We start from the raw sequence: 20,572 nt of genomic DNA, 5'->3' as shown, positions 1-20,572 counted from the left end.
GCGGGGGTCAGGCTTTCGGTTTGCGGAAGATGAACTCGCCGTCAGGATTGAACGTTGTGCCTTCCGGGATGGGCAGACGCTCGAACTCGGCGAACATTTCATCGACCCACGAACGTGGGATGGGCGCGAAAACGCGACGCAGCCCCGGGTCCTTGATCATCACCCCGAGCCGGCGCGGCGACAGGAGTTCAGCCGTCAGCAAATTGAAATAGACCAGACCTCCAGGTCTGCAGACTCGGATCATCTCGTTGAAATAGCTGACCAATTTTATTGGTGGCACGAAGTAGAACACCCCGCTCGAGAAGACCAAATCCATGCTCGCGTCAGCGACCCCCGTCAGGGTTTCCCCATCACAGGGGAGCGATTTGAGGCCGAGTTCGATCTCCATCTGATGAGCAAGATCGGGGTCGATCTCGAAATTGTAGAACTCGTCTGGCGCGAAGCGGTCCGTGATCGACAACGTAGAGCCGCCCCAGGCGGCTCCGATCTCACAAACCTTCTTGGGCGGGCCGTCAACAAAGATCGAATCCGGCAGGACAGCGTCCATATGAGTTCGCGCTTCGCGATAGCGAGGCGAGTCAGCATCGATCATCGGCTTGCCGGACCGGGCGGCCCGCAGAACGTCCGTCTTACCCCTCAAGAAGAAGGTCGCTGTGTTCTTGGTCGGAAGATGGAAGAAGGTGCCCCGAGACATTTCAAATGCGAACAGGGTCTTTAGGATGGCGAGCTGAACGGACTGTTCCTGCAGATCGACCTTGTCACCCAGACTGGCCTGCGTGCTCGCCGGCAGGCGAATGTGGCCCGAGTGATAGAGCCGAAGCAAGGACAGCTCGTCCAGATTTCCGGGAATGCCCAACTTCTGAAGCGCGGTCACAAAGACTTCCATGCCAGCCAGAGAGTCAGGCGCGTCCAGAGCCAGAAGCGGAAGCACGTCCCGCCAGCGGTTCCTGCTTTTCAACGCGACGATATGACACTCATAGGCTTCGCGGTTCGTTTCTCGGAGTGCGATCAGCACCGCCAGCGTCTCGGCGGACAGAGGCCCTCGACCGAGGTCGATCACGGGAGTCTCAGCATTGTTGTCAGCGGCCGACCTTGATGGCGCGGCGCTCTCTTTTTTGGTCTTGGACAAAATGCCCCCTGCATTGCGATAAACAAAAGACACGGCTTACGGACGCACGAGAACTTCTGCCCCCCCAGGCTCGGCCTCCACACCTGCGATCAACGTCCTGATCACCAGCAAGGTGTCCTCAGGAGCGATCACCGGTTTGCCCGTTCGTACCAACTCTACGAAGTTGATGATCGTACGACGAAATGCCGTAAAGTTATCGCGTATCTGCACCTCGGCATTGCCAAGTGCTCCGAATACTTGGAGGGAAAAAGGCGTCGGCGTCGCGCCCAAGGCGTCGATCAGCAGAAGACTGTGATCTTCCAATCGAACGGCGACACTACCATGTGCGACGGCGTGTCGTTGCACGGCGACCGGCCGGACGCCTAGAGCGCCCATGGCGCATTCCAGCATGTGAATTCCGTACCGGGGCCAGTCGATGGGAACGGAGGCGCGGATCAGTCGCAGTTCGCCAAATTGGTCCGGCGCCCGCCTCCAGCCATCCGTTTCGCCAGCGTATCGGAGCCCCGAACAGGACATCAGTTGTCCCGATCTCAGATAGGGTTCGAACAGGTCAAGCTCGTCCCGGCGGACGCACAGCGGTTTGTCGATGAAGACCGGCAGTCCAGCCTTGAGAAAGGGTTCAGCGAGCGACCAATGGCTGTCGGCGTCGTCCCGCAGAATCATGACGGCATCGACAGCGCCGATCATTTCCTCGGGCGCTTGGCAAATCGTGTCGATCCGACAGGCTGCGGCCAGGGCCTGGGCCATCTTGAGGTCCGGCATCCAGCACTGGGTGATGCGTACGTCACCGACGCCGAACTCGTCCGCCTTTCGCGCGCGCAGATAGGCGTGAATACCGTCCCAGCCAACGCGAGCGAATGCCGTATCGTCATAGCCGTTGACGATCGCACTGAACGAAAAAGGGTGACCATTGCCCTCGGAGAAGCCGAGGATACCGACCCGCAACGTCATCCCAACGGCACCTTGCCCGCGGCGAGCAGGGCATTGGCGACGGCGAAGTCCTGGGCGTCATCGATATCGAAGGACCGTTCACGATTCATCATGACAGCGCCGGCCCGACCGAACAGGATCGACGGCGTATGGGGTTTCAGCGCATCAATGACGAAGGCGTACACCGCCCCATTCAACTGATAGGCGCGCGGCAGAGCCTGACGCGGAAGCCAAGGAATGGCGCCGTCGATAAACGGCGTCGGCGCGCCGTTGTCATCCAAGCGCCAGGCTCGATGCGGATTCAGATGCGCATCCGTGAAGGTCGCGACGGAATCGAGCCCTTCAGCGTGAAGACGCTGGAGGCATTCAGTCACATCACGCGGCAATCTAAACGGGGCCGTGCATTCGAGCAGGGTCAAGTAGCGCGCCGTCTCTCCCTTCGCGCGCAGATCCCCGATCAGGTGCCGCAAGACGTCGGCCACGATGGCTGTGTCGGACGCCAGCTCTTCAGGCCGCCAAGACACTTCCGCTCCCAGCTTCTCCGCCACTTCAGCGATCATCTCATGATCGGTGGACACGATCACGCGGTCGATCTCCGGAGTGGCGAGCGCCACCTCGATAGGCCATTGCAGCAAAGGTTTGCCGCCCAGGTCATGCAGGTTTTTGAGCTTGACGCTCTTGGATCCCCCGCGCGCGGGGATAACGGCGATGCACCGTTCAGAACCGATCATTTTCTCGATCTCAGATTTCCAGGCATAGGAAGAGCCGGCAGCAAACCTACTCTATGACTTCATAATCTAGGGTGGCAGCCAGGGTGTTGTCGTACAAATCCCGGGCCCGGACCCAAGCGATATTTTCCGGCTCGCCACCATTGCCCCGAACCTCAGGGTTCACAATCGCTCGCCTCACGACCTCAGCCGCGCGCTCGGCGGATTTGCCGTCTTGCAGGTAGTATTTCTCGTTGTTGTGCGGTTCCACCAACCCGATGGCCACCTCGCGGGCCAAGGTCTCGGCATCCCGGCATTCGATGGCGACGCCCAGCTTGACAAGGTCGTAGGGCAGCGGCTCGGTCAGGGGATTGATGGCGAAAACCGGCTTGCCAAGCGCAAACCCTTCCAGGCCCGCAGTGCTGCAATAGGTCACGACGGCGTCCGAAACCTTGAGCAGGGGATAGGTGTTCGACGACCTATCGATCCGAACGTTTGGCGCATCCATTTCGTCGATGACGCTCTGGTAGAGATCGTAGAAAGCCTGATGTTCACGCGGGTGAGGCTTGATCAGCCACAGCGCGTCTCCTCCCATTATCTTGGCGGCTTGCACCAACGTGCGAATGATGGGCTCCAGCATTGCCAGGGCGATCGGCTGGGACATGAAGGAGACGATCTTGCGGTCCGCCGGCAAGTCCATCTCCTTGCGCATCAGCTTTTCCGACTTGACCTTCAACGGCGCGAGATGGTGGTCCAGTCGCGGCGAGCCGACCACATAGGTCTGCTCGGGCGGATAGCCGTGATACCCGTTCAGGACCTCGGCGCTGAACTCGTCGATCGCGATCAGATTGTCGGCGGTGGGCGCAAAGAACTTCTTGGTCGGACTTATAGTGCCTGACTGAAGATCGAATGTCGGACGCCCCAACATCTTCAAAGTTTCGCAGGCGACGAGGGATTCCAGAATGCGCCCTGGGCAGAATATCCCGCCGGCGAAATAGTCCCCATTCTCTTCGATGAAAGCGCTCATTTCGAATGCCGACATATATGTAAGAATGAAGCTATTCATCATCATCTCGAGAACGGCTTCTCGAGATGCCACCTTCAGCGGCGTCAAATCCGTACTAAACAATTCTTCAGTGTACGCCATCGTGTGTTCGTACGCCTGAACCAAATCGTGATCTGGCGGAAGACGGAACTTGGTGATACCACGATTGATCTTTCTCCAGGCCCAGAAGATCTTGGAGTTTGCATCGTCGATGCCGTAACTCTCGAAGCTCCACCAGGGATCATCGACGTAAATCTGTTGATCGTAGAGGAAGACGCTGAAATCTTTTGTCAGTTCGCGCACGACGGGCATAACCGCCGAAACGAACATGTCGTCACGCAGTCGGCTTGAGATGAAGATCGTCTGCTCCCCGATCCAGAGGTCCTTATGGGCCTGAATCTGACTGGAAGGATAGCGCCCCGCCAGTCGAGGCACGCGCACCAGTTTCTCCATGGCCGCGATCACTTCGGTCTCGGCGACCTTGTGGTCCTCAAGGTGACCGGTCGCAATCGTGGCCGATAGACCTCGTGCCAGAAAGCCCGCGCGAATCACCCATGCTCGGCGCGGCGACCGCTCGGCGATGAAAATCTCTTCTACCGAGTCATCGATGAAATGGTCGGAATAGGTCAGGGCCCGACAAGCCGAGTACAGGTGATCGCCGACGTTGATGGCGATCGCCTTCTGCAGATGCGGCCGCCAGACTGATCGGTCGTCTCCGACAAGGGCGGTCATCTTCCCGGCAAAGGTGTCCACCATTTTGGCCGCTAGCCGACGCGTCTCGTCATAGATGGGCGGATCGTTGACGGAATCCAGGCTGGTATAATTGGTGACCTCCACATCCGGACAACGCTCCTTGGCGATGTCCAGGAATTCGCCGCGCTCCAATGTGTTGACGACGTAGAAGCGAGCCCTCCGCATCTGATCGTCTGTCAGCGAATCAATCAGCCGACGAAAATCAATGTTCGGCCCAACCCAAAAGAACAACGAAGCTTTCATTCGGTCTCGCACCGCCACTGACGACAATCTCTAGACCATTTTGCGGGCGCCATGTAAGTGACTTCACATGGGCGACAACAAGCACGGGCCGGATAAAAAATTGCGGGTCAACGCTTCGATTTCCTCAAGAAAATCTATAGCTTTGGGATTGCTTTTCTCGGCAGACGAGGCAGCCGCCAAGTCCTTCCTCGACCGGTGCGCGGCTGAAGGGCTAACCGGAATTCTGGTCAGAACCAGCTACGAAGTCCACATGCCCGCCAAACTGGCTGGCGTGACTGTCCGCCAGCCCATGGACTATCTCTCGCCGGAGGCCTGCGACGCACTTCACGAGGAGGTCTTGGCCTGGCAGGAGAAGCTGCCGTCCGTTCGATTAGCGTCCGGCGCACGTCTTGCGGACTGGAGCGCCGGCGACAGTCACCCCGCGTCTCTGTGGGCGTGGATCGCCACCCTTGCCCCCTATGTGCAGGTCACGATGAGGGCTGTGCGGCTGTTTTCCGCGATTGCAGATCAGGAGAAGCCGGCGGCGTTCGACTGCTTGGGCGTTTCGGGCGACTTAGCCTGGCTCGCTCCACTAGCCGTCAAGGTCTTCGGGCGGGCGAGCGTCGAGCCCCGTTTCTGGGGACAGCCGCCTGTCCGCCCGGCCCGCATATTGCCTTGGCCGCGGCTTCGCACCCCCAAGATAGATTATCGCCCCGTCCGCCGCCGCGCCTCATACCTGCGGGTCATCGCGGCCTTGGAGGCCCACGACAGGAAGACGCGCAGCCTCGGCCTCGACGGCTTCAAGGGCCACGCCGTCCTGATCATGCGAGGCGCCAAGGGCGTCGAATGGATGGTCAGCCCTCAAACGGGACGCCTCGCCTTCCTCGACGAATACAGCGAAGGCATGCCCGAGGCCCTGGCCCGAGCCTGCCGGGATCGCCGTTGGCGGTTGACGATCATTTACGAGGGACCCAAGCCCATCGCGGTTGGCTATCGCTCTCTGGCTGAGACCTATCCGTCGTTCATTTCCGAGCTTGCGGGGCCGACCTTTAGCGGATTGGCCGCTCAACTTCGCGTCCCGGCCCGTGAACAATATGAACCGGCGGTCGCCCGACTTGTCGCTGATCGCGCTTTCCGCAAAGCGTTCGTCTTTGACGGCGTCGATATGTTCGATCAGTTTTCTGACTACCTGGCGCGTTCCATTCTGAATCTGTCGGTGCTTATGACCACGCAATCGGAAACTTGGGAGAAGACATTCGGGATCCTCAAGCCGAACCTGGTGCTCGGCGGACGTTTGGAGGCGAAACCCTGGATCAATGTGGCTGCGTCGCGAACTGGGGCTCGGACGGTCTCGATCAAGCTGGGCATCGGGGACGAGATGACGCCATCCATATTGGCGCGCCGCCCTGACGGATCGCACGAAACGGAATCCCAGCCCGACGCCTTGGCTGTATGGGGCGAGCATCAGGTCGAACACCTTCGCCGGCGGGCGCCGGCCTATGGCGGCGTCATCAAGGCCTTGGGCCGGACCCGGTCCGACACCTTCGTTCGGGCGGCGAACGCTCTGGATCAGGCGCGCATTCGCGAGAAACTGGGCCTGGCGCCGAGCGGTCCCGTGATCGTCTGGGCGGCGACCTGCAGAACACGATGGGGCCTGTGGCCCAATCAGACCGCCGGCAGCGCGGTGCTGTCTCCGGACTCATGGGAGACGGCCTTCAAGGCCTTGATTAAGCTCGCTGTACGCCGAGACGCCCAGATCGTGGTGCGCCCGCACCCCGTCGACGACATGGCTTTCATCACCGACCAGATCAAACGACACGGGAAGGGCCGGGCAGTCTTCTCGGCGGGGCGTCAGGGCACACCCAACGTCGAACTCCTGGCGGTTTCGGACATCCTGGTTTCTGGCGTATCGTCGATGTTCGCCGAGGCGGTCCTATCGAACTGCGTCGCCGTCAACCTATGGTCACCTGAAATCAGCCTCATCTACGAAACGGCTCGGTTTGATCATTATTCGGAAATTTCGGAGCCGGTTCGATCTGCCCGCGAAATGGAGCAGCGAATTGGCGCATTGCTGGACAGTCCCGATCAGTACGCGGCAGCGCTTGAGCGCGCGCGCGCCAACCTGCCGAGATTCTTCGGCGGGACTGAGGGTAACAACGCCACGAACACAGCCATCTGGGCCCTGGAAACCACGCCGATCACAGCCAGCCAGCCTGAGGAGGTCGAGACTGTCTCAACCGGGACCGCCATCGCCAAGGCCCTCGCATGACGCAAGCGGAAGCTTCCGCCGGCAGTGAGGAAGGCGCTGACGCCTGTATAAGACGGATCATAGATTGTCCCGTCGCTTCCACTCTGCGGGCCCGACGCCGTCGACTGTCCGATGTCCTGTTCGCCTCGCGACTGCCGTCCGGTTCGCGAAAGCTCCGATCGGCCCGCCAAGCGGTTGATACCTTCCTCGCAGCCGCCGGCCCGCGCCTTTGCGTGATCGGCCCGAACGTCGATGCTGACGTGGCGGACTGGTTTTCAGATGACCAGGCGAGCGATCTGCTTGATTTCTCGGGCCTTGGCCTGGGCATGTGTCGGGACCCGCGCCGCCGGTCGCTCAATGAGACCTGGTACACAACCGCCAAGGCCGGCGCCGAACTGGCGCTGGACGTCATGCAGACAGCAGCGCCGCCACCGTGGAACGCTCTGATCCGCACTCACCGCAACGCCCTGATGCTCAGGCTAAAGCCTGAACTCGCTCTGAGACTGCGCCGACTGGAGATCGCGGATGACGCCGCTCGGACCATGGGCGCACGCGTCGTTCATCTGATCGAAGGCGACGATCCCGTGGATGACCTAGAGGCGCACTTCCGCGCTGCCGGGATTGCGGTCACGCACGATCTAGGCCCGACTGGTCGGCGGGGGGCCGCCCGTTTCGTCGCCCGAAGAGACAGTTCGGCTGATGTTCGCGCCGAGGACGCATGGGCCGCATTTGCCACGGCGGCGGAAAAGTGGAAACCCGGGCGGCTCGATGTCGAGGACAAGGCTGTGATCGTGGGCGACCTGCGCCGGAAGATTGAATTCCGACACAGTCAGACGGTGCGGGCGCTACTGGCGGCCGCTACCTCTCAAGGATCAGTTCTGATCCAACCCTTCACCCGGCGCACCAGCAACGTCGTCCGGGCGACCGGCGCGGCCGCCGCGCTGGGCGCCAAGACGCTCCTTGTCCGGCAACCGCAATCCTCGCAGTCCCGCACCCCGCTAGCCGGGGTCCGCACACTCTTGCTGAAGCAAATCGATCAAGCCCTGGAATTCAGGTTCACGACTGGCCAACGGGCCGCGATCCTTGAGGGGTGCGGCGCGTTCATAGTGTCGAGCCTGGGACCGAGCCTGGTCCTGGCCTCAGAAATCAGTCGCCAGTTTGCGCGGCAACGTCCCCGCTTCGTCGCCTCCGTGCCCCTTGGCTCCCCTTTCGGAGGACTGATCGTATCGGCCGCACGCGCGGCCGAGGCGCCCACCGTCGAGTTGCAAACCCTGATGATCGGCACCTCGGACCGCGACCCTATGCCCGTGGCCGAACGTGTCGGCGTTCTGGACGATTCGCAGCGCGACATCTTCCAGACGCGCTTCGGCGTTGCGTCCGAGCAATTCATCTTCGCCGGTCACGTCGATATCGGTCAGAACAATGACCGCGACCACCATGCAACGCCCCCCCGCAGCGTAATATTCGCCTCGCAGCCGTTAGATGACGTCTCGGCCGCCGCCCTCGATATGGTGGCCGCCGCCTGCAGCGCCCTCGGTGATGTCGTTCTGTCAGTGTCGCCTCATCCTGACGAAACGGCCTCCGACATTGCACGGTCTCGTGCGATCCTCGAGCGTTGGCCAGGTGTCGCCAGCAAGATTCTTCCTGCCGGCGGCACGCATTCGGCATTGATGGATCATGCGGTGCTGTGCACAGTCGTCAGCAACGTCGCCATGCGGGCGGCCCAGCACGGGATGCCGGTCCTGATCATAAATCCGGGGGTCGATGTACCGGTCGATTTTACCCGCTTGGGCGTCGCGCTCACAGCCGAAACGGCGGAAGACGCCAAGAGAATTCTTAGCGACTTTTTCGTATGCGGGCCTGAACGGCAGAGTCTGGAGATGACCCGAGAGGTCTATTTCCAGCAGAATCCCCATTTGCTGGACCATGGGGCGGCGGATCGGATCATCACCGCCATGGCTCCGGAGGACCCCTATTGGCGCGGAAAGGCGCTCGAACAGGTGTCGCGGAACGAAACGCGGGTCTGGATGGGCGTGTCGGCATGAGCGAGTACGACACCGTTCGGCGCGCCGTTGAGGCGTCGCTTGCCAAAACCGGCAAGGAACGCGCCGCCATCTATCAAAGCCTGCGGGCGCAGCGACGCGACAGCTTACGCAAGCTGCCGTCTCGCGTTGCCGCCGGCGCCAAGAACACGGTCCGCAGCCTCAATGCCGCGATCCGTTCCTATGAGCTGGATCTTGTAGGGGGCAGGGTCCGCGATTGGTCCGAAGACCTTCCCGCGGCGCAGATCGACCCCTCGCTCGACACGGTGATGGTGGCCGCTCCGCCCGCGCCCCCGCTGAGTCGACTGCAGACCCTGGCGCCCCTGACGCTACGGACGCTTTTGCTGCTACGCCGCGCAGGCCCCGCCGCATCCGTGTGGATCGTGATCGAGCCTCTGATGCAGATCGGCATCATCTTGGCCATCTATCTCGCGCTTGGGTACACCAACATCGTCGACATGGACCCCCTGCCGTTCGCCGTCGTCGGAACCTCGGCATGGTTCATGTTCCGCATGACTTATATCCGCTGCGCCGTCGGCCCTGTCGACGAGTCGCTGATCCTGATACCGCGCATCCGAGCCGTCGATATTCTGGCGTGCCGCGCCCTCGCCTATGGAGTGATCTACACCCTGGCCGGCATTGCAGTCCTGATGTTCCTGGGCCTGTTTGGCCTGGGCGCCCCCGTCGAGCGGCCCGTGGACGTGCTGCTCACGTGGTGCGTCATCCTGGTAATGGCGTTCTCGCTCGGGATCATCCTGCGCACCCTGTGCGCCTATGTTCCTGTGCTACAACGCGGCGTGCCTTGGACAGCCCGCCTTCTGATCTACTCATCCGGCGTCCTGTTCGTCACCGAACAGCTGCCCGATTTTATCGCCAAACCCCTGTTGCTGAATCCGCTCCTAAACGCCCTGCAGCATCTCCGCTCGGCCTATTTCACGACCTATGAGAGCCACGATGTTTCCCTGGCCTACGCGACCGTCAGCAGCATGGCCATGTTGACCCTGGGCCTAATCCTCTACGCCGCCAATCGCCGCAAGGTCTGAGCCTGTCACGTGATAGGCAGCCTGCCCTGCGCCATCAGGCCGGCGCGATCAAAGGCCGGTTCCAAGGCGACGAACAGCGCATTGTGGGCGATGGCGCTGACAGTCAGATCCGGCAAGCCGCAATCCTGACCCGACAACAGCTTTGCAACCACCTCGGCTGTCAACTCGCTCTGATAGACCGCCCGAACCACGTCGATAATCTCGTCGCGTTCATCCGACATGACCCCGGTTGCCTCGACGATTGTCAGAGTCGTGTCGCCGAATTCGAGCTGAATTTCGGTTTGTTTGGGCGCATCCGCCTCCACGACAAGAGTTAGGCTCGAACCGGACGGCGTGCCGTATGACGAGGATCCAAAAACCTCATAGTATCCTTCGCGCTTGGCCGGGAACGGATCGGAAATACGTGAATCCGTTGGCCGGACCTCTGCCTCGCCAGCCAGCATCTGAAGCAGATCGATGAAGTGAACCCCATTGCAAGCCAGCCCGATGTTGCTGCCACGAACGGTCATCCGCACCGGTGTGCCGGTCAATCGAATCCTTTCGGCCAGCGCACGGTAACGTGGCCACAACCGCCGAGGACAGTTGACCACCCCCAGCACCCCATCCGCTTCCAGACGGGAAGCCATGCGGGTAAAGGACCCGCGCGCGTTGAAGGCGACCTTCTCAATAACCATCGTCCCAACCTTACGGTCAGTTAGGATCGTCTCGATCAAGCTTTCACGCCCGTCCGCCGGCGTGGCCAAGATCACGACCTGGGCGTCACCGTCCAATCCGGACAAATTCTCAGCGAAGCGCCCCGTCGAGCCTGCATAACTGGCCCATTGGCTCCTGGCCCTATCCAGCGCGGCGCCCGACGGGTCCATACCATCCAAGGCGATCTGCTTCGACAACGGCTCCAGTCCCTGCAGATGTCTGAATCCGATATTGCCCAGGCCGATCAGAAGCACCGCCGGTTTGAACTTGTTTTGCATTCAAAGGCCTACTGGAAAAAGATACTAGGCAACTAAGTTTTTGGTCTCCCGAACGCAACGCAGTTTTCAATCTAATGTGGATGGGATTTTGCGACGCGAATGTTAAATGACATCGAGCTATGAAGGTCGGCGTCACAGCCGGCAAATTCCTGGAGATCTTAATGGGTAAGAAAATCGCCGTTACCGGTGGTGACGGCTTCATCGGTTCGCATTTGACGGAGGCGCTTGTCCGCGCCGGACACGAAGTGCGCGCCATGACCCTTTACAACTCGTTCAACTCCGACGGCTGGCTGGACAATTGCGCACCCGACGTCGCCGGCCAGTTCGAGACGATTTCCGGTGACGTGCGTGACCTGTCGACTTGCATGCAGGCGATCAAGGGCTGCGACATGGTCTTCCACTTGGCCGCCTTGATCGCCATTCCCTACTCCTACGCAGCGCCGCGCTCTTACGTGGAGACTAACGTCATCGGCACCCTGAACGTGCTTGAAGCTGCACGCGCCAATGGTTCGCGCATGCTCCACACCTCGACATCCGAGGTTTACGGCACAGCCCAGTCCGTTCCGATCCACGAGAGCCACCCGTTGGAAGCCCAATCGCCGTATGCGGCGTCCAAGATCGGTGCGGACCAGATGGCGCTTTCCTTCCATCGGTCTTTCGACATGGACTTGTTCGTCTGCCGGCCGTTCAACACCTATGGCCCGCGCCAGTCGGCCCGCGCCGTCATCCCCACCATCATCAGCCAGGCCATCGCCAACAATGGCCACATCCAGTTGGGCGCCCTGACCCCAACGCGGGACTTCAACTTCGTGAAGGACACCGTCGCCGGCATGATCGCCGGCATCGAGCGCGCGCCCGCCGGATCGACCATCAACCTGGGATCGGATTTCGAAATTTCGATCGGCGATCTGGCGACCGAGATCTGCAAGCTGGTCGGAGTCGAGCCCGATGTTCAACTCGACCCTGCCCGCGTCCGACCCAGCGCCAGCGAGGTCGAACGTCTGTGGGCTGACAATTCCCGCGCTCGGGAACTGCTCGACTGGACCCCCGGCTACGGCGGCGTTGAAGGGCTGCGCCGCGGTCTGTCGGAGACCATCGAATGGTTCACCAACCCGGAGAACCTCAAACTGTACAAGACGGGGCGCTACAACGTCTGACATGACCGCTTACTCGTCCTCCGCCGTCAAGCGGCTCGCCTCCTTCCTGCGCGAAGATCTTGGCCAACAAGGTCGCGTCCCTCTCCACGCCCCGACTTTCGGGGGACGGGAAAAAGACTATGTCGCCGACTGCATCGACAGCACCTACGTCTCTTCGGTCGGCGATTATGTCGTGCAGTTCGAAAACGAAGTGGCTCGCCGGTCGGGCTGCGCCTTCGGCGTGGCGACGATGAACGGCACAGCTGCGATCCACGCCCTGCTTCACACGCTGGGCGTCGGACACGGCGACCTGGTGATTTGCCCGGCGCTCACCTTCGTCGCCACCGTGAACGCGGTCCTCTACACGGGCGCGCAACCAGTGTTCCTGGATTCGGATCTGGATACCCTGGGGCTATCCCTGGCCGAGGTCGAACGCTTTCTTCAGGCTTGCGAGAGACGGGTCGACGGGGTCTGGTACGAAGGACAGCGCGTTCGGGCGGCCTTGCCCGTGCACATTTTCGGGCAGGTCATAGATGTCGTTCGACTGTCCGAAATCTGCGCAGCGTACGGCGTCGTCGTGGTCGAGGACGCGGCCGAGAGCCTCGGCGCGTCCCGCGACGGACGCCAAGCGGGCTCGCTATCCGTCGCCGCGGCGCTCAGCTTCAACGGCAACAAGGTGGTCACCACCGGCGGCGGCGGCGCGATCGTCACCAATGACGAGGCTCTGGCCGTCCGATTGAAGCACCTGACAACTACAGCTCGGGCCAAGCGTGGCTGGACCTTCTTCCATGACGAAATGGGCTTCAACTACCGAATGCCCAATCTGAACGCCGCCCTAGGGTTGGCGCAGATGGAGCAGTTGGACGGTTTCATTCGCGCCAAACGCGAGTTGGCCGACCGGTACGAGGCTCTGTTCCAAGGCTGCGCTGACGCGCAATTCGTCAAGGAGGCCGCCGGCATCCGTTCTAACTACTGGCTTCAGGCGATCATGCTGCCGGACCTGACCGCCCGTAACGATGCCCTGGAAGCCCTTCATGCCGAGGGGATCGAAGCGCGTCCGTGCTGGACCCTGATGGTCGACCTGCCCTACCTGAAGGACTCTCTGCGGTACGGCGATCTGACCGTCGCACGTGACATCGAGAACCGCTTGCTCAACATCCCGTCCAGCCCATCCTTGATGACGTCGACCGCCATCGCCTGATATCGCCGCAGGAATAAGGACGGCTGGTGGATGGAACCGCACAGGGTTCCGTCCACATTCCGTGGCGGCCCCGCCAGCCTTATCGAACCGGGAAGGCCCGCAACAGCAGCATGCTGATCGCGCCCAGGAACAATCCGACCAGAGCGCCGACCAGGATAGCGGACGGCAGGCGCGGCCAGCTTCGACGGGTGGGCTCGCTGGGCGAAGCAACGGTCAAAAGATATTTGTGCTGGCGTGCGTAGTTCGCCTTGGCCGACGAGACTTCTTTGCGCGCCTCTTCGACGCTCTGCGCCGCGAACTCATGCTCAGCGGACGCCGTCTCGAAGGAGGCCAAAGCCCCCGACACGGCGCCTGCGCTACCGACCAGACGCGCGCGCTGCGCCTCGATCGATCGATCCAGTTGACTAAGTTCGGCGCTCAATCGCTGCAGGCGGGGGCTGTCGGGGCCACCCAGGTTCTGCATGGCCTGCACCTCGGCCGCGACGCCAACCCTCTGAATCTCCAACTGCTGAATGATCGACCCGATCATCGTGGCTTCGGCTGCTGGGTCCAGTCGACCGGTGGCGTTGCGCAGGGTCGCCATATTGGCCTGCGCAGCCGCCAGCTTCTGAGCCGCCGCCGCGAGTTCCTGTTCGGCCGTCGTAACGAAGTCCTGCCGGACGCGGGCATTGTATCGGTTGATGAACTCTTCCGAGACCTGCACGACCCCTCGCGCCAGGCGCTGAGCCTGGGCCGGGGTCCTTCCGGACGCCTCGATGTCCACCACTTGGCGGGTCAGACTGAAGCGCGCGGATACGACCGAGCGATAGAATTTCAGCCTGGCCTCATTCGAAGGATTTCTCGGCAAGGGATGAGCCGGGTCCAGGCTGCCGTTCGGGAACGCACGGAAGAGACCTACCCGCTTGTCGAGCGCCTCCATGGCATCCGGCGTACGCAGATAGTCTTGCACCAGAGTGCCGTCCAGCATTCCCAATGCATCCGCAGCCCCAGCTCCGCGTCGAAGCGGGTTGAAGCCTGACCCACCGCCCTGCGATTCCGTCGCGCCGCCCCGCACGACAACCGTCGCCTGCGAGGTAAAGAGCGGCAGGGCGAGAATGATCGCATAAAGCAGACCGACTACCGCCCCGGCCGCCCCTGCGCCCAAGAGGATAAACCAGACCCTGCCGTCCCGGGTTTTCTGGAAACGCGAGGCGAAATCGAAACTAGAGGAGAATGTCATCTTCAGCCTGTTCCTCGCGTCGGCTAGGCGCTCTGTCCAGGAGATCACCGGTCTCAACCGCTGTCGCCGCCGTCAGAGCATCCGCGACTGTCTCGTAGCATACAACCTCGTCGCTCCTTAACAGGACGACGATATCGCACCAGTTAGCCCAAGGCTCAAACGGAGGCGCGATGGCGATCATGCCGCGCCCCTGGAGGCGAGCGTCGAAACGTTCCGTCCATTCCTGATCGAAAACCGGATCTCCGGTGCCGCCTGCGCCGTAGGTCAGGTAGACGTCGAAGTCCGGCCACAGAACACAGAGACGTTCCAGCCGTGCTCGCTCTTTGGAGGACCAAAGATTGGTGGTGGTCGCCAGCAGGTCCGCGCTGAACCAGCGCTCGGCATCCGCCAGGCAGGCCGAACTGTCCAGATTGTAGATCGACGCCAGGAAACGGATGAACTCGCGGCCTGTGACCAAGCCGCGGACTATGCCGCTCTGGCCGATCGGCCACGACGGACGACCGTCAAGAACCACGGACCCACCAGCCGGACGATGTCCGATGACCAGTCGGAGGAAGGCCGCCGTCAGCCTCTCGTCCTCGGAGAAGACCAAAGCGCGTCGTCGACCCAGTTTGAAGGATAGGTTCTCGAAGACGGGTTCTCGGGTTTCGCCGTCCCACACCTCGACATTGTCTAGGATCAGCATCGCAAAAGCCCGCAGTCGCAGATGGTCATCAATTGCGAACCAGCCTGTCGACCGTGGCCGCTGACGCCCCGACACTGATTGTCCCCTGGATAGCAGCCAGAATCTTGGTCCACTGAGCGACCGGCGCCTCGGTTACGTAGATCGTGTCGTTCGGCAGCACGGGGAAGGCCGTCGCGATGGCGAAGGCCCCCGCGTCGCCCATATTGAGCTGATAGACCAAAGGACGTTGGTCAGCATCATCCGGCGCAGCTTTGCGGAACACGAAGACGCCCCGGGGGTTGGCCCGCGCACCGTCGAGACCTCCTACGGAGCTTAGCGCGTCCAGAAGATTCAAGCCCGCCGTCGTTATGTCCTTCGAACCGGGCATACGCACGGAGCCCAGGGCTTGGAAGCGCGCCGGGGTCGCAGCTACGACAATTTCCGTGTCGCCGGTCAGGCGCGTGGAAGGGCCGAACGCGATCTGGGCCAGGCTGGTAGTCGTCGTTCCGTTCGCCGTCCTGACGATAACAGTCGAGCCGTGTGGGGCCTCCAACGGGGCTCCGGCCATAGAAATGGCATCCAGGACCGTGACAACGTCCTGACCGACGATCCAGCGGCCGGGGGTGCGCACCGCACCGCCCACCGACACGCTGCCCATGTTGCGGCTGGCCACCATCACAGTCGCATCAGGCCGAACGGTGAAGCGGCGGACGTTGTTGATGATGGCCTGCCGAACCTCATCTGCGGACCGCCCCGCGGCGGGAATGGCGCCGGCGTAAGGCAGGCGGATCGCGCCGTCGGGCTCGACAAGAACGTCAGTGAATTGAGAGCCTCTCTGGCCCGATGTGGCGAACACGCCCTCGTCGAGCGCTTCGTAGACGGCGACGTTCAGACGGTCCCCGACCTCAATGCGATTGGCCAAGGGACGAGAGCTGACGCCGCCCGCGCCGATTTCTGGCCGCGCAAAGGGGTGCGTCCATGTCGCCGCCGCCGCCATGGTCAACGGCTCGATCCGAACCGAGCCTTCGTTCGCTGCCGAGGCTATTGCGCCGGTGGACGGTCCATCGGCGGGAACATTCGCACAGGCCGTTGCAAACAACAGGCTGCCCGAAGAGGCGACCAGCGCCATCTTCGAAAATCTCATCGCGCCATCCCTGCTGCGGTAGACGGCGAACTGTCGGCGTTTCCGGGGAAACTGTCCAGCGGCCACCGCGCTAAATGTGACCTTGCCGTGCCATGGCTGAAATGGGCGTTCAAGAGGGGCGGTTCATTCTTCGAGTCTGAACGTCAATGAACCGATGACCTACGCTTCACAGTCGCCCAAACGCTGGTTTTACTGTCTTCTTCGCCTCTCGCTGGCTAGGACGTCAGCCAACGGCCTGGGTCCATCCGGACGACGAGGGCTTACGCGGCGCGTGATGGCAAGCGACTGATGGAGGGATGAACATGCGGGAACGGGTTTGGCTGGTCGGCGCCGGACGCATGGGTCTGTCATATGCGAAAGTCCTGACGACCCTGGGCACGCCCTTTATCGTCATCGGTCGTGGCGATGCTTCCGCTCGCGCGTTTAAACAGGAAACCGGGGTCGAGTGCCGCCCCGGCGGCGTCGCTGCCGCCTTGAAAGCTGCCGATGCGCCGTCCAGCGCCATCGTCGCAATTGATATTCCCGAGCTGGAAGCTGTCGCTGAACAACTAATGCACGCCAACTGCCGTCATATACTTCTGGAAAAGCCGGGCGGGACTGACGAGGCGACCCTCGCCAGAATCTCCGCCATGGCCCTGGAGACCGGCACGGACATCCGGGTGGCCTACAATCGCCGTTTCTACGAATCCGTCCGCCAGGCCCGCGCTGGCCTGCAGGAAGATGGCGGCGCAGTGTCGATGACCTTCAGCTTCACCGAGTCCGCCGACGCCATCGTCAAGATCGGCTATCCACAGGAAGTGCTGGACAACTGGCTTCTGGCCAACTCCACGCACGTCATCGACACCGCCTTTCACCTCGCCGGAGAGCCCCGCGAATGGACGCCGCGCGTCTACGGTTCGCTTTCCTGGCACCCCAGCGCAGCGCGGTTTCAGGGCGGCGGCATGACGCGCGACGGGGTAATGTTCTCCTATTCCGCCGACTGGGACGCACCAGGCGGATGGGCGGTTGAAATCGCCAGCAGAACGCGCCGCTTCATTCTGAAACCGATGGAGCGGCTGGCGGTCCAGCAGCGCGGGTCCTTCGCCATGGAGTTCCCAGAGAGCGCTGACGCCACAGACGGCCACAAGCCCGGCCTGCTGCGCATGACTCGCGCCTTCCTCACCGGCGAAGATGCGGCCGATCTGCCCGACATTCACGACCATCTGTCGCGAACGCGCGCCATCTATGGGCCTATGGCGGGCAAGCCGCCTGCCGCCTAGAGGTCGCGGAAGCGCTTTCGGCCCAGCGTTTCAAAGGTCGCGGTCTCCAGGATCTCGACGATCCGACGGCCCGCCACGCCATCCCCCATGGGATTGATCTGATTGCGGATCAGGTGGCGAAACTCAGGGCTGACCCCCTGGCGTATAGCCTCGCTGATGGCGTCGGCCTCGGCAGGCACATCCAGGACGCTGGTCGCGCGCAATCGCCCCCGCTGACGATCGCCGATGTTGATCGTCGCCACGCGATGCGCCGGGGCCTCGATAACGCCGCTGGAGGAATTTCCGACCACCGCGGCCGCTGCGGAAAGGGCCCATGCGTACCGCCGCCGGCCCAAGGATTCGACAGCGAAGACGCGGTCAGACGCGGCAGCGACATGGTGTGCGATCGCCCGACGGATCGCCTTGTTGCCCTCATCCGCGTTCGGCAGGGTGTACAGCACCTTGAAGTCGGACAAGCTGTCCAGCGCCTGCCGCAGGGCCGCCATCTGAACCTCGGGCGCTTGGGTCCCCAGGGTCTCAGGATGAAAGGTGACCAACAGGAAGGCCGGCGACAGGTCCAGGCCGATCTCGGCGCCGATTTCGTCGACCGAACGCACGCCTTCGGCCATCAGATTGTCAAGCCCGGTGGAGCCGACGGTGAACACCCGCTCGGGATCCTCGCCCATTTGAATGATCCGCTGACGGTAGGGCTCGGCCGCTGTGAAATGCAGGGCCGCCAGCTTGGTGATCGCGTGGCGAACGGCGTCGTCCACCGCCCCCTCGGTCACATGACCACCCTCAAGGTGCAGGATCGGCAACTGCAGGGCCGTAGCCGCAGCGGCCGCGCTCAATAGTTCGGTCCGGTCGCCCAATAGCAGGACGGCGTCGAGATCCAGAGTGTCGAACGCCTCGGCGCAGCCCTTGAGCGCTGCAGCCATCGCCAGCCCAACGGAGAGGCCGTCGTCGCCTGGTTGCTGGATAGGAATGCGCGCAGCGATGGTCTGTCCGTCGTTTTCAATCTCGGCAATCGTCATGCCATGATCAGGCGACAGATGGGTCCCGCTGACGATCAGAACCGCCTCCAACCGTTCAGACTCACGCATCGCCGAGAGAACTGGATACAGCAACCCATACTCGGCCCGCGTGGCGGTAAACACACCGATACGGATCTTGCGTCCGCTCATCGCCGGCTCACATATCCACCGTCCGGCAGGTCGGCGGTGGCGACCGCTCCGGCCGCCACGACGGCGTCAGCGCCGATGCGAACTCCCTGCAAAACGGTTGCGCCCGCGCCGATATAGGCCCCGACGCCGATCTCCACGCCGCCGCAGAGGATCGCGCCCGGCGCGACCATGGCGTGGCTGCCCACCACCGTATCGTGATCCACGCGCGCGCCGGTATTGATCATGGCGTTGCGTCCAATGCGCACGTTGGGCTGCAGGATCGCGCCGGCGATCACCTGAGCGCCGTCTTCCAGCACAACATCGGGCGCCATGATGACGCCGCGCCCGACCACCGGGGGAAAGTGAAATCCACGCTCGACATACTGGTCATAGACCCGCCGACGCAGCGCCGTCCCCGAAGCGCCCTGACGCGGCGTGCCGCCCAGACCCAGTGCCGCCTCGGTTCCATGAGGAAAGCGCCGGAAGGCCGCCTCGTCGTCGCCGATATAGGCCAGGTCGGTTAGATCCGGCGCCTCACGCGCGGTTACGCCGAGGCAGAAGCGGCCCATGGCCAGAAGGCCGTCGAGCACGACGCGTGCATGCCCGCCGCCACCGATCAACAGGACAGACCGGTTCATGGCAGGATCACTTCATCAACGGCATAGGCGCGCGCGGCCGGTCGGCCCAGCAGGTCGAACATGGCGATCGGAGCCATGCCTCCGCCAGCGCGTTTTACAGTCAGGTTCGTCTCGGTCAGCACCTCGCCCACCGCAATATCGCAAGCAGCGACCAGGCATTTGCGCGCGACGGCGATATTGGGAATTTCGGACGGCTGCGGACGCTTGACGCCGTCGCCCATGGCTCGACCGATACGGTCCACCCCCTGCACCAGCGCGCGCAGTTCGGACGGCTCCAGAGAAGCCTTGTGATCGGGCCCCTCCATGTCCCGGGACAGGGTGAAGTGTTTCTCGATCGCCGTCGCACCCAAGGCGGCTGCGGCCAAGGAGATGTCGATACCCGGCGTGTGGTCCGAATAGGCCGGTAACACGCCGAAGGCGCGGGCATAGACGTCCATGACCTTGAGGTTCACCTCGTCATACGGCGCCGGGTATTCGGTCGTGCACTGCATGACGGTGACGCGACTGAGGGCGGCACGTGCCTGGACCGACGCATAGGCCTCGGCGAAGGCCGCGACCGACGGACGCGCGGTCGGTTCCGCGATCATGCCGAAGGCGACTACCGACAGGGCTTCCTCAACCTCCGCCAAACGGGCCATGCCGGTCGACAGGATCATGGGCAGGCCCAGCCGCGTCAGGGCCAGCAACATGGGAGCGTTGGTCAGTTCGCCCGAGCCGACCTTGATTCGCTTGACGCCCAGGCTGTTCACCAGAAAGCGCGCGGATTCGATGTCGAACGGCGTCGACAGGAATTCGATGCCCCGAGCGTCGCAGCGGTCGGACAGGACGCGGTGATCAGCCTCCGACAGCTCCAGCGCCTGCAGCATCTTCAACTGGGTGTCGCCGGCGTCGAAATTACGCTTTTGATAGGCGGCCGTCGGCGCCCGACGCGTAACCAGCTTGGTCGCATCAAAGGTCTGGAACTTGACGATGTCGGCGCCGGCGTCGGCCGCCGCTTCGACCAGGGCTACAGCGAGATCCAGGTCACCATTGTGGTTGACCCCCGCCTCGGCGATGATCGTGCAGCGCTTCGCACTCAT

At 62.4% G+C, this 20,572-nt stretch carries 17 protein-coding genes; 6 read left to right on the top strand and 11 right to left on the bottom strand.

Features of this window, described 5'->3' with window-relative positions; translation table 11 throughout:
* Positions 1-7: 7 nt before the first annotated feature.
* The 4 genes from EON91_RS03420 to EON91_RS03405 all read right to left on the bottom strand — a co-directional run bounded on the left by EON91_RS03420 (position 8) and on the right by EON91_RS03405 (position 4,807).
* Positions 8-1,060, bottom strand: a complete 1,053-nt coding sequence (locus EON91_RS03420) for a class I SAM-dependent methyltransferase (protein WP_292091615.1) — start codon at positions 1,058-1,060, stop codon at positions 8-10.
* A 105-nt stretch (positions 1,061-1,165) separates the two neighbouring features.
* Entirely contained in the window at positions 1,166-2,080 is a 915-nt protein-coding gene (locus EON91_RS03415; protein WP_292091614.1) for a Gfo/Idh/MocA family oxidoreductase, read from the bottom strand.
* Positions 2,077-2,790 carry an acylneuraminate cytidylyltransferase family protein gene (locus EON91_RS03410; RefSeq protein WP_292091612.1) on the bottom strand — a complete coding sequence of 238 codons (714 nt, stop codon included), beginning with the start codon at positions 2,788-2,790 and terminating at the stop codon, positions 2,077-2,079. Before EON91_RS03410 ends, EON91_RS03415 begins: the two co-directional genes overlap by 4 nt.
* A 46-nt stretch (positions 2,791-2,836) precedes the next feature.
* Positions 2,837-4,807, bottom strand: a complete 1,971-nt coding sequence (locus EON91_RS03405; RefSeq protein WP_292091611.1) for a hypothetical protein — start codon at positions 4,805-4,807, stop codon at positions 2,837-2,839.
* Between the two features lie 67 nt (positions 4,808-4,874).
* On the opposite strand from EON91_RS03405, the gene EON91_RS03400 reads away from it, so the two are divergent.
* The 3 genes from EON91_RS03400 to EON91_RS03390 all read left to right on the top strand — a co-directional run bounded on the left by EON91_RS03400 (position 4,875) and on the right by EON91_RS03390 (position 10,119).
* Positions 4,875-7,055 (top strand): hypothetical protein, encoded by a 2,181-nt coding sequence (locus tag EON91_RS03400; RefSeq protein WP_292091609.1) that lies wholly within the window; start codon positions 4,875-4,877, stop codon positions 7,053-7,055.
* 212 nt (positions 7,056-7,267) lie between these two features.
* Positions 7,268-9,079, top strand: a complete 1,812-nt coding sequence (locus tag EON91_RS03395; protein ID WP_292091608.1) for a hypothetical protein — start codon at positions 7,268-7,270, stop codon at positions 9,077-9,079.
* A complete protein-coding gene (locus tag EON91_RS03390) occupies positions 9,076-10,119 on the top strand; it encodes an ABC transporter permease (protein ID WP_292091607.1) in 1,044 nt (347 codons plus the stop codon). The genes EON91_RS03395 and EON91_RS03390 overlap by 4 nt, the downstream gene beginning before the upstream one ends.
* Positions 10,120-10,124: 5 nt before the next feature.
* Here EON91_RS03390 and EON91_RS03385 read toward each other — a convergent pair whose 3' ends face one another.
* Entirely contained in the window at positions 10,125-11,090 is a 966-nt protein-coding gene (locus EON91_RS03385; RefSeq protein WP_292091606.1) for a hypothetical protein, read from the bottom strand.
* Between the two features lie 119 nt (positions 11,091-11,209).
* Here EON91_RS03385 and EON91_RS03380 point away from each other — a divergent pair, with 119 nt between their 5' ends.
* Positions 11,210-12,247, top strand: coding sequence for an SDR family NAD(P)-dependent oxidoreductase (locus EON91_RS03380; RefSeq protein ID WP_292091605.1), 1,038 nt, complete (start codon positions 11,210-11,212; stop codon positions 12,245-12,247).
* 1 nt (position 12,248) lies between these two features.
* Positions 12,249-13,427, top strand: coding sequence for a LegC family aminotransferase (locus EON91_RS03375; RefSeq protein WP_292091604.1), 1,179 nt, complete (start codon positions 12,249-12,251; stop codon positions 13,425-13,427).
* 79 nt (positions 13,428-13,506) lie between these two features.
* Here EON91_RS03375 and EON91_RS03370 read toward each other — a convergent pair whose 3' ends face one another.
* From EON91_RS03370 to EON91_RS03360, 3 genes are read right to left on the bottom strand one after another with little or no spacing between them, the layout of a single operon-like run.
* A complete protein-coding gene (locus EON91_RS03370; RefSeq protein WP_292091603.1) occupies positions 13,507-14,646 on the bottom strand; it encodes a hypothetical protein in 1,140 nt (379 codons plus the stop codon).
* Positions 14,630-15,331, bottom strand: coding sequence for a hypothetical protein (locus tag EON91_RS03365; RefSeq protein ID WP_292091602.1), 702 nt, complete (start codon positions 15,329-15,331; stop codon positions 14,630-14,632). The genes EON91_RS03370 and EON91_RS03365 overlap by 17 nt, the downstream gene beginning before the upstream one ends.
* Positions 15,332-15,359: 28 nt before the next feature.
* Positions 15,360-16,454: a polysaccharide biosynthesis/export family protein gene (locus EON91_RS03360; RefSeq protein WP_292091600.1), complete on the bottom strand. Its 1,095-nt coding sequence runs from the start codon at positions 16,452-16,454 to the stop codon at positions 15,360-15,362.
* A 302-nt stretch (positions 16,455-16,756) separates the two neighbouring features.
* On the opposite strand from EON91_RS03360, the gene EON91_RS03355 reads away from it, so the two are divergent.
* Positions 16,757-17,713, top strand: a complete 957-nt coding sequence (locus EON91_RS03355; protein ID WP_292091599.1) for a Gfo/Idh/MocA family oxidoreductase — start codon at positions 16,757-16,759, stop codon at positions 17,711-17,713.
* Here EON91_RS03355 and neuC read toward each other — a convergent pair.
* Genes neuC through neuB form a run of 3 tightly spaced genes read right to left on the bottom strand, consistent with a single transcriptional unit; the run spans position 17,710 to position 20,572 of the window.
* Positions 17,710-18,876: a UDP-N-acetylglucosamine 2-epimerase gene (neuC, locus tag EON91_RS03350; protein ID WP_292091598.1), complete on the bottom strand. Its 1,167-nt coding sequence runs from the start codon at positions 18,874-18,876 to the stop codon at positions 17,710-17,712. The two genes, EON91_RS03355 and neuC, sit on opposite strands and share 4 nt — an antisense overlap.
* On the bottom strand, positions 18,873-19,493 hold the full coding sequence (locus EON91_RS03345) for a NeuD/PglB/VioB family sugar acetyltransferase (RefSeq protein ID WP_292091596.1): 621 nt from the start codon (positions 19,491-19,493) through the stop codon (positions 18,873-18,875). The genes neuC and EON91_RS03345 overlap by 4 nt, the downstream gene beginning before the upstream one ends.
* The gene (gene neuB, locus EON91_RS03340; RefSeq protein ID WP_292091594.1) at positions 19,490-20,572 is read right to left on the bottom strand and encodes an N-acetylneuraminate synthase; all 1,083 of its coding nucleotides are present in this window, start codon (positions 20,570-20,572) and stop codon (positions 19,490-19,492) included. The genes EON91_RS03345 and neuB overlap by 4 nt, the downstream gene beginning before the upstream one ends.

Origin of the sequence: Brevundimonas sp. (assembly GCF_004210735.1) — a bacterium.
Lineage (GTDB): Bacteria > Pseudomonadota > Alphaproteobacteria > Caulobacterales > Caulobacteraceae > Brevundimonas.
Note: the sequence above shows the minus strand (reverse complement) of the source record. Positions and strands in the feature narration are given on the sequence as shown.

Coding starts and splice junctions, on each gene's coding strand:
- EON91_RS03415 (WP_292091614.1), bottom strand. CDS start 2,080: ATGACGTTGCGGGTCGGTATCCTCGGCTTCTCCGAGGGCAATGGTCAC.
- EON91_RS03410 (WP_292091612.1), bottom strand. CDS start 2,790: ATGATCGGTTCTGAACGGTGCATCGCCGTTATCCCCGCGCGCGGGGGA.
- EON91_RS03405 (WP_292091611.1), bottom strand. CDS start 4,807: ATGAAAGCTTCGTTGTTCTTTTGGGTTGGGCCGAACATTGATTTTCGT.
- EON91_RS03400 (WP_292091609.1), top strand. CDS start 4,875: ATGGGCGACAACAAGCACGGGCCGGATAAAAAATTGCGGGTCAACGCT.
- EON91_RS03390 (WP_292091607.1), top strand. CDS start 9,076: ATGAGCGAGTACGACACCGTTCGGCGCGCCGTTGAGGCGTCGCTTGCC.
- EON91_RS03385 (WP_292091606.1), bottom strand. CDS start 11,090: ATGCAAAACAAGTTCAAACCGGCGGTGCTTCTGATCGGCCTGGGCAAT.
- EON91_RS03380 (WP_292091605.1), top strand. CDS start 11,210: ATGAAGGTCGGCGTCACAGCCGGCAAATTCCTGGAGATCTTAATGGGT.
- EON91_RS03375 (WP_292091604.1), top strand. CDS start 12,249: ATGACCGCTTACTCGTCCTCCGCCGTCAAGCGGCTCGCCTCCTTCCTG.
- EON91_RS03370 (WP_292091603.1), bottom strand. CDS start 14,646: ATGACATTCTCCTCTAGTTTCGATTTCGCCTCGCGTTTCCAGAAAACC.
- EON91_RS03365 (WP_292091602.1), bottom strand. CDS start 15,331: ATGCTGATCCTAGACAATGTCGAGGTGTGGGACGGCGAAACCCGAGAA.
- EON91_RS03360 (WP_292091600.1), bottom strand. CDS start 16,454: ATGAGATTTTCGAAGATGGCGCTGGTCGCCTCTTCGGGCAGCCTGTTG.
- EON91_RS03355 (WP_292091599.1), top strand. CDS start 16,757: ATGCGGGAACGGGTTTGGCTGGTCGGCGCCGGACGCATGGGTCTGTCA.
- neuC (WP_292091598.1), bottom strand. CDS start 18,876: ATGAGCGGACGCAAGATCCGTATCGGTGTGTTTACCGCCACGCGGGCC.
- EON91_RS03345 (WP_292091596.1), bottom strand. CDS start 19,493: ATGAACCGGTCTGTCCTGTTGATCGGTGGCGGCGGGCATGCACGCGTC.
- neuB (WP_292091594.1), bottom strand. CDS start 20,572: ATGAGTGCGAAGCGCTGCACGATCATCGCCGAGGCGGGGGTCAACCAC.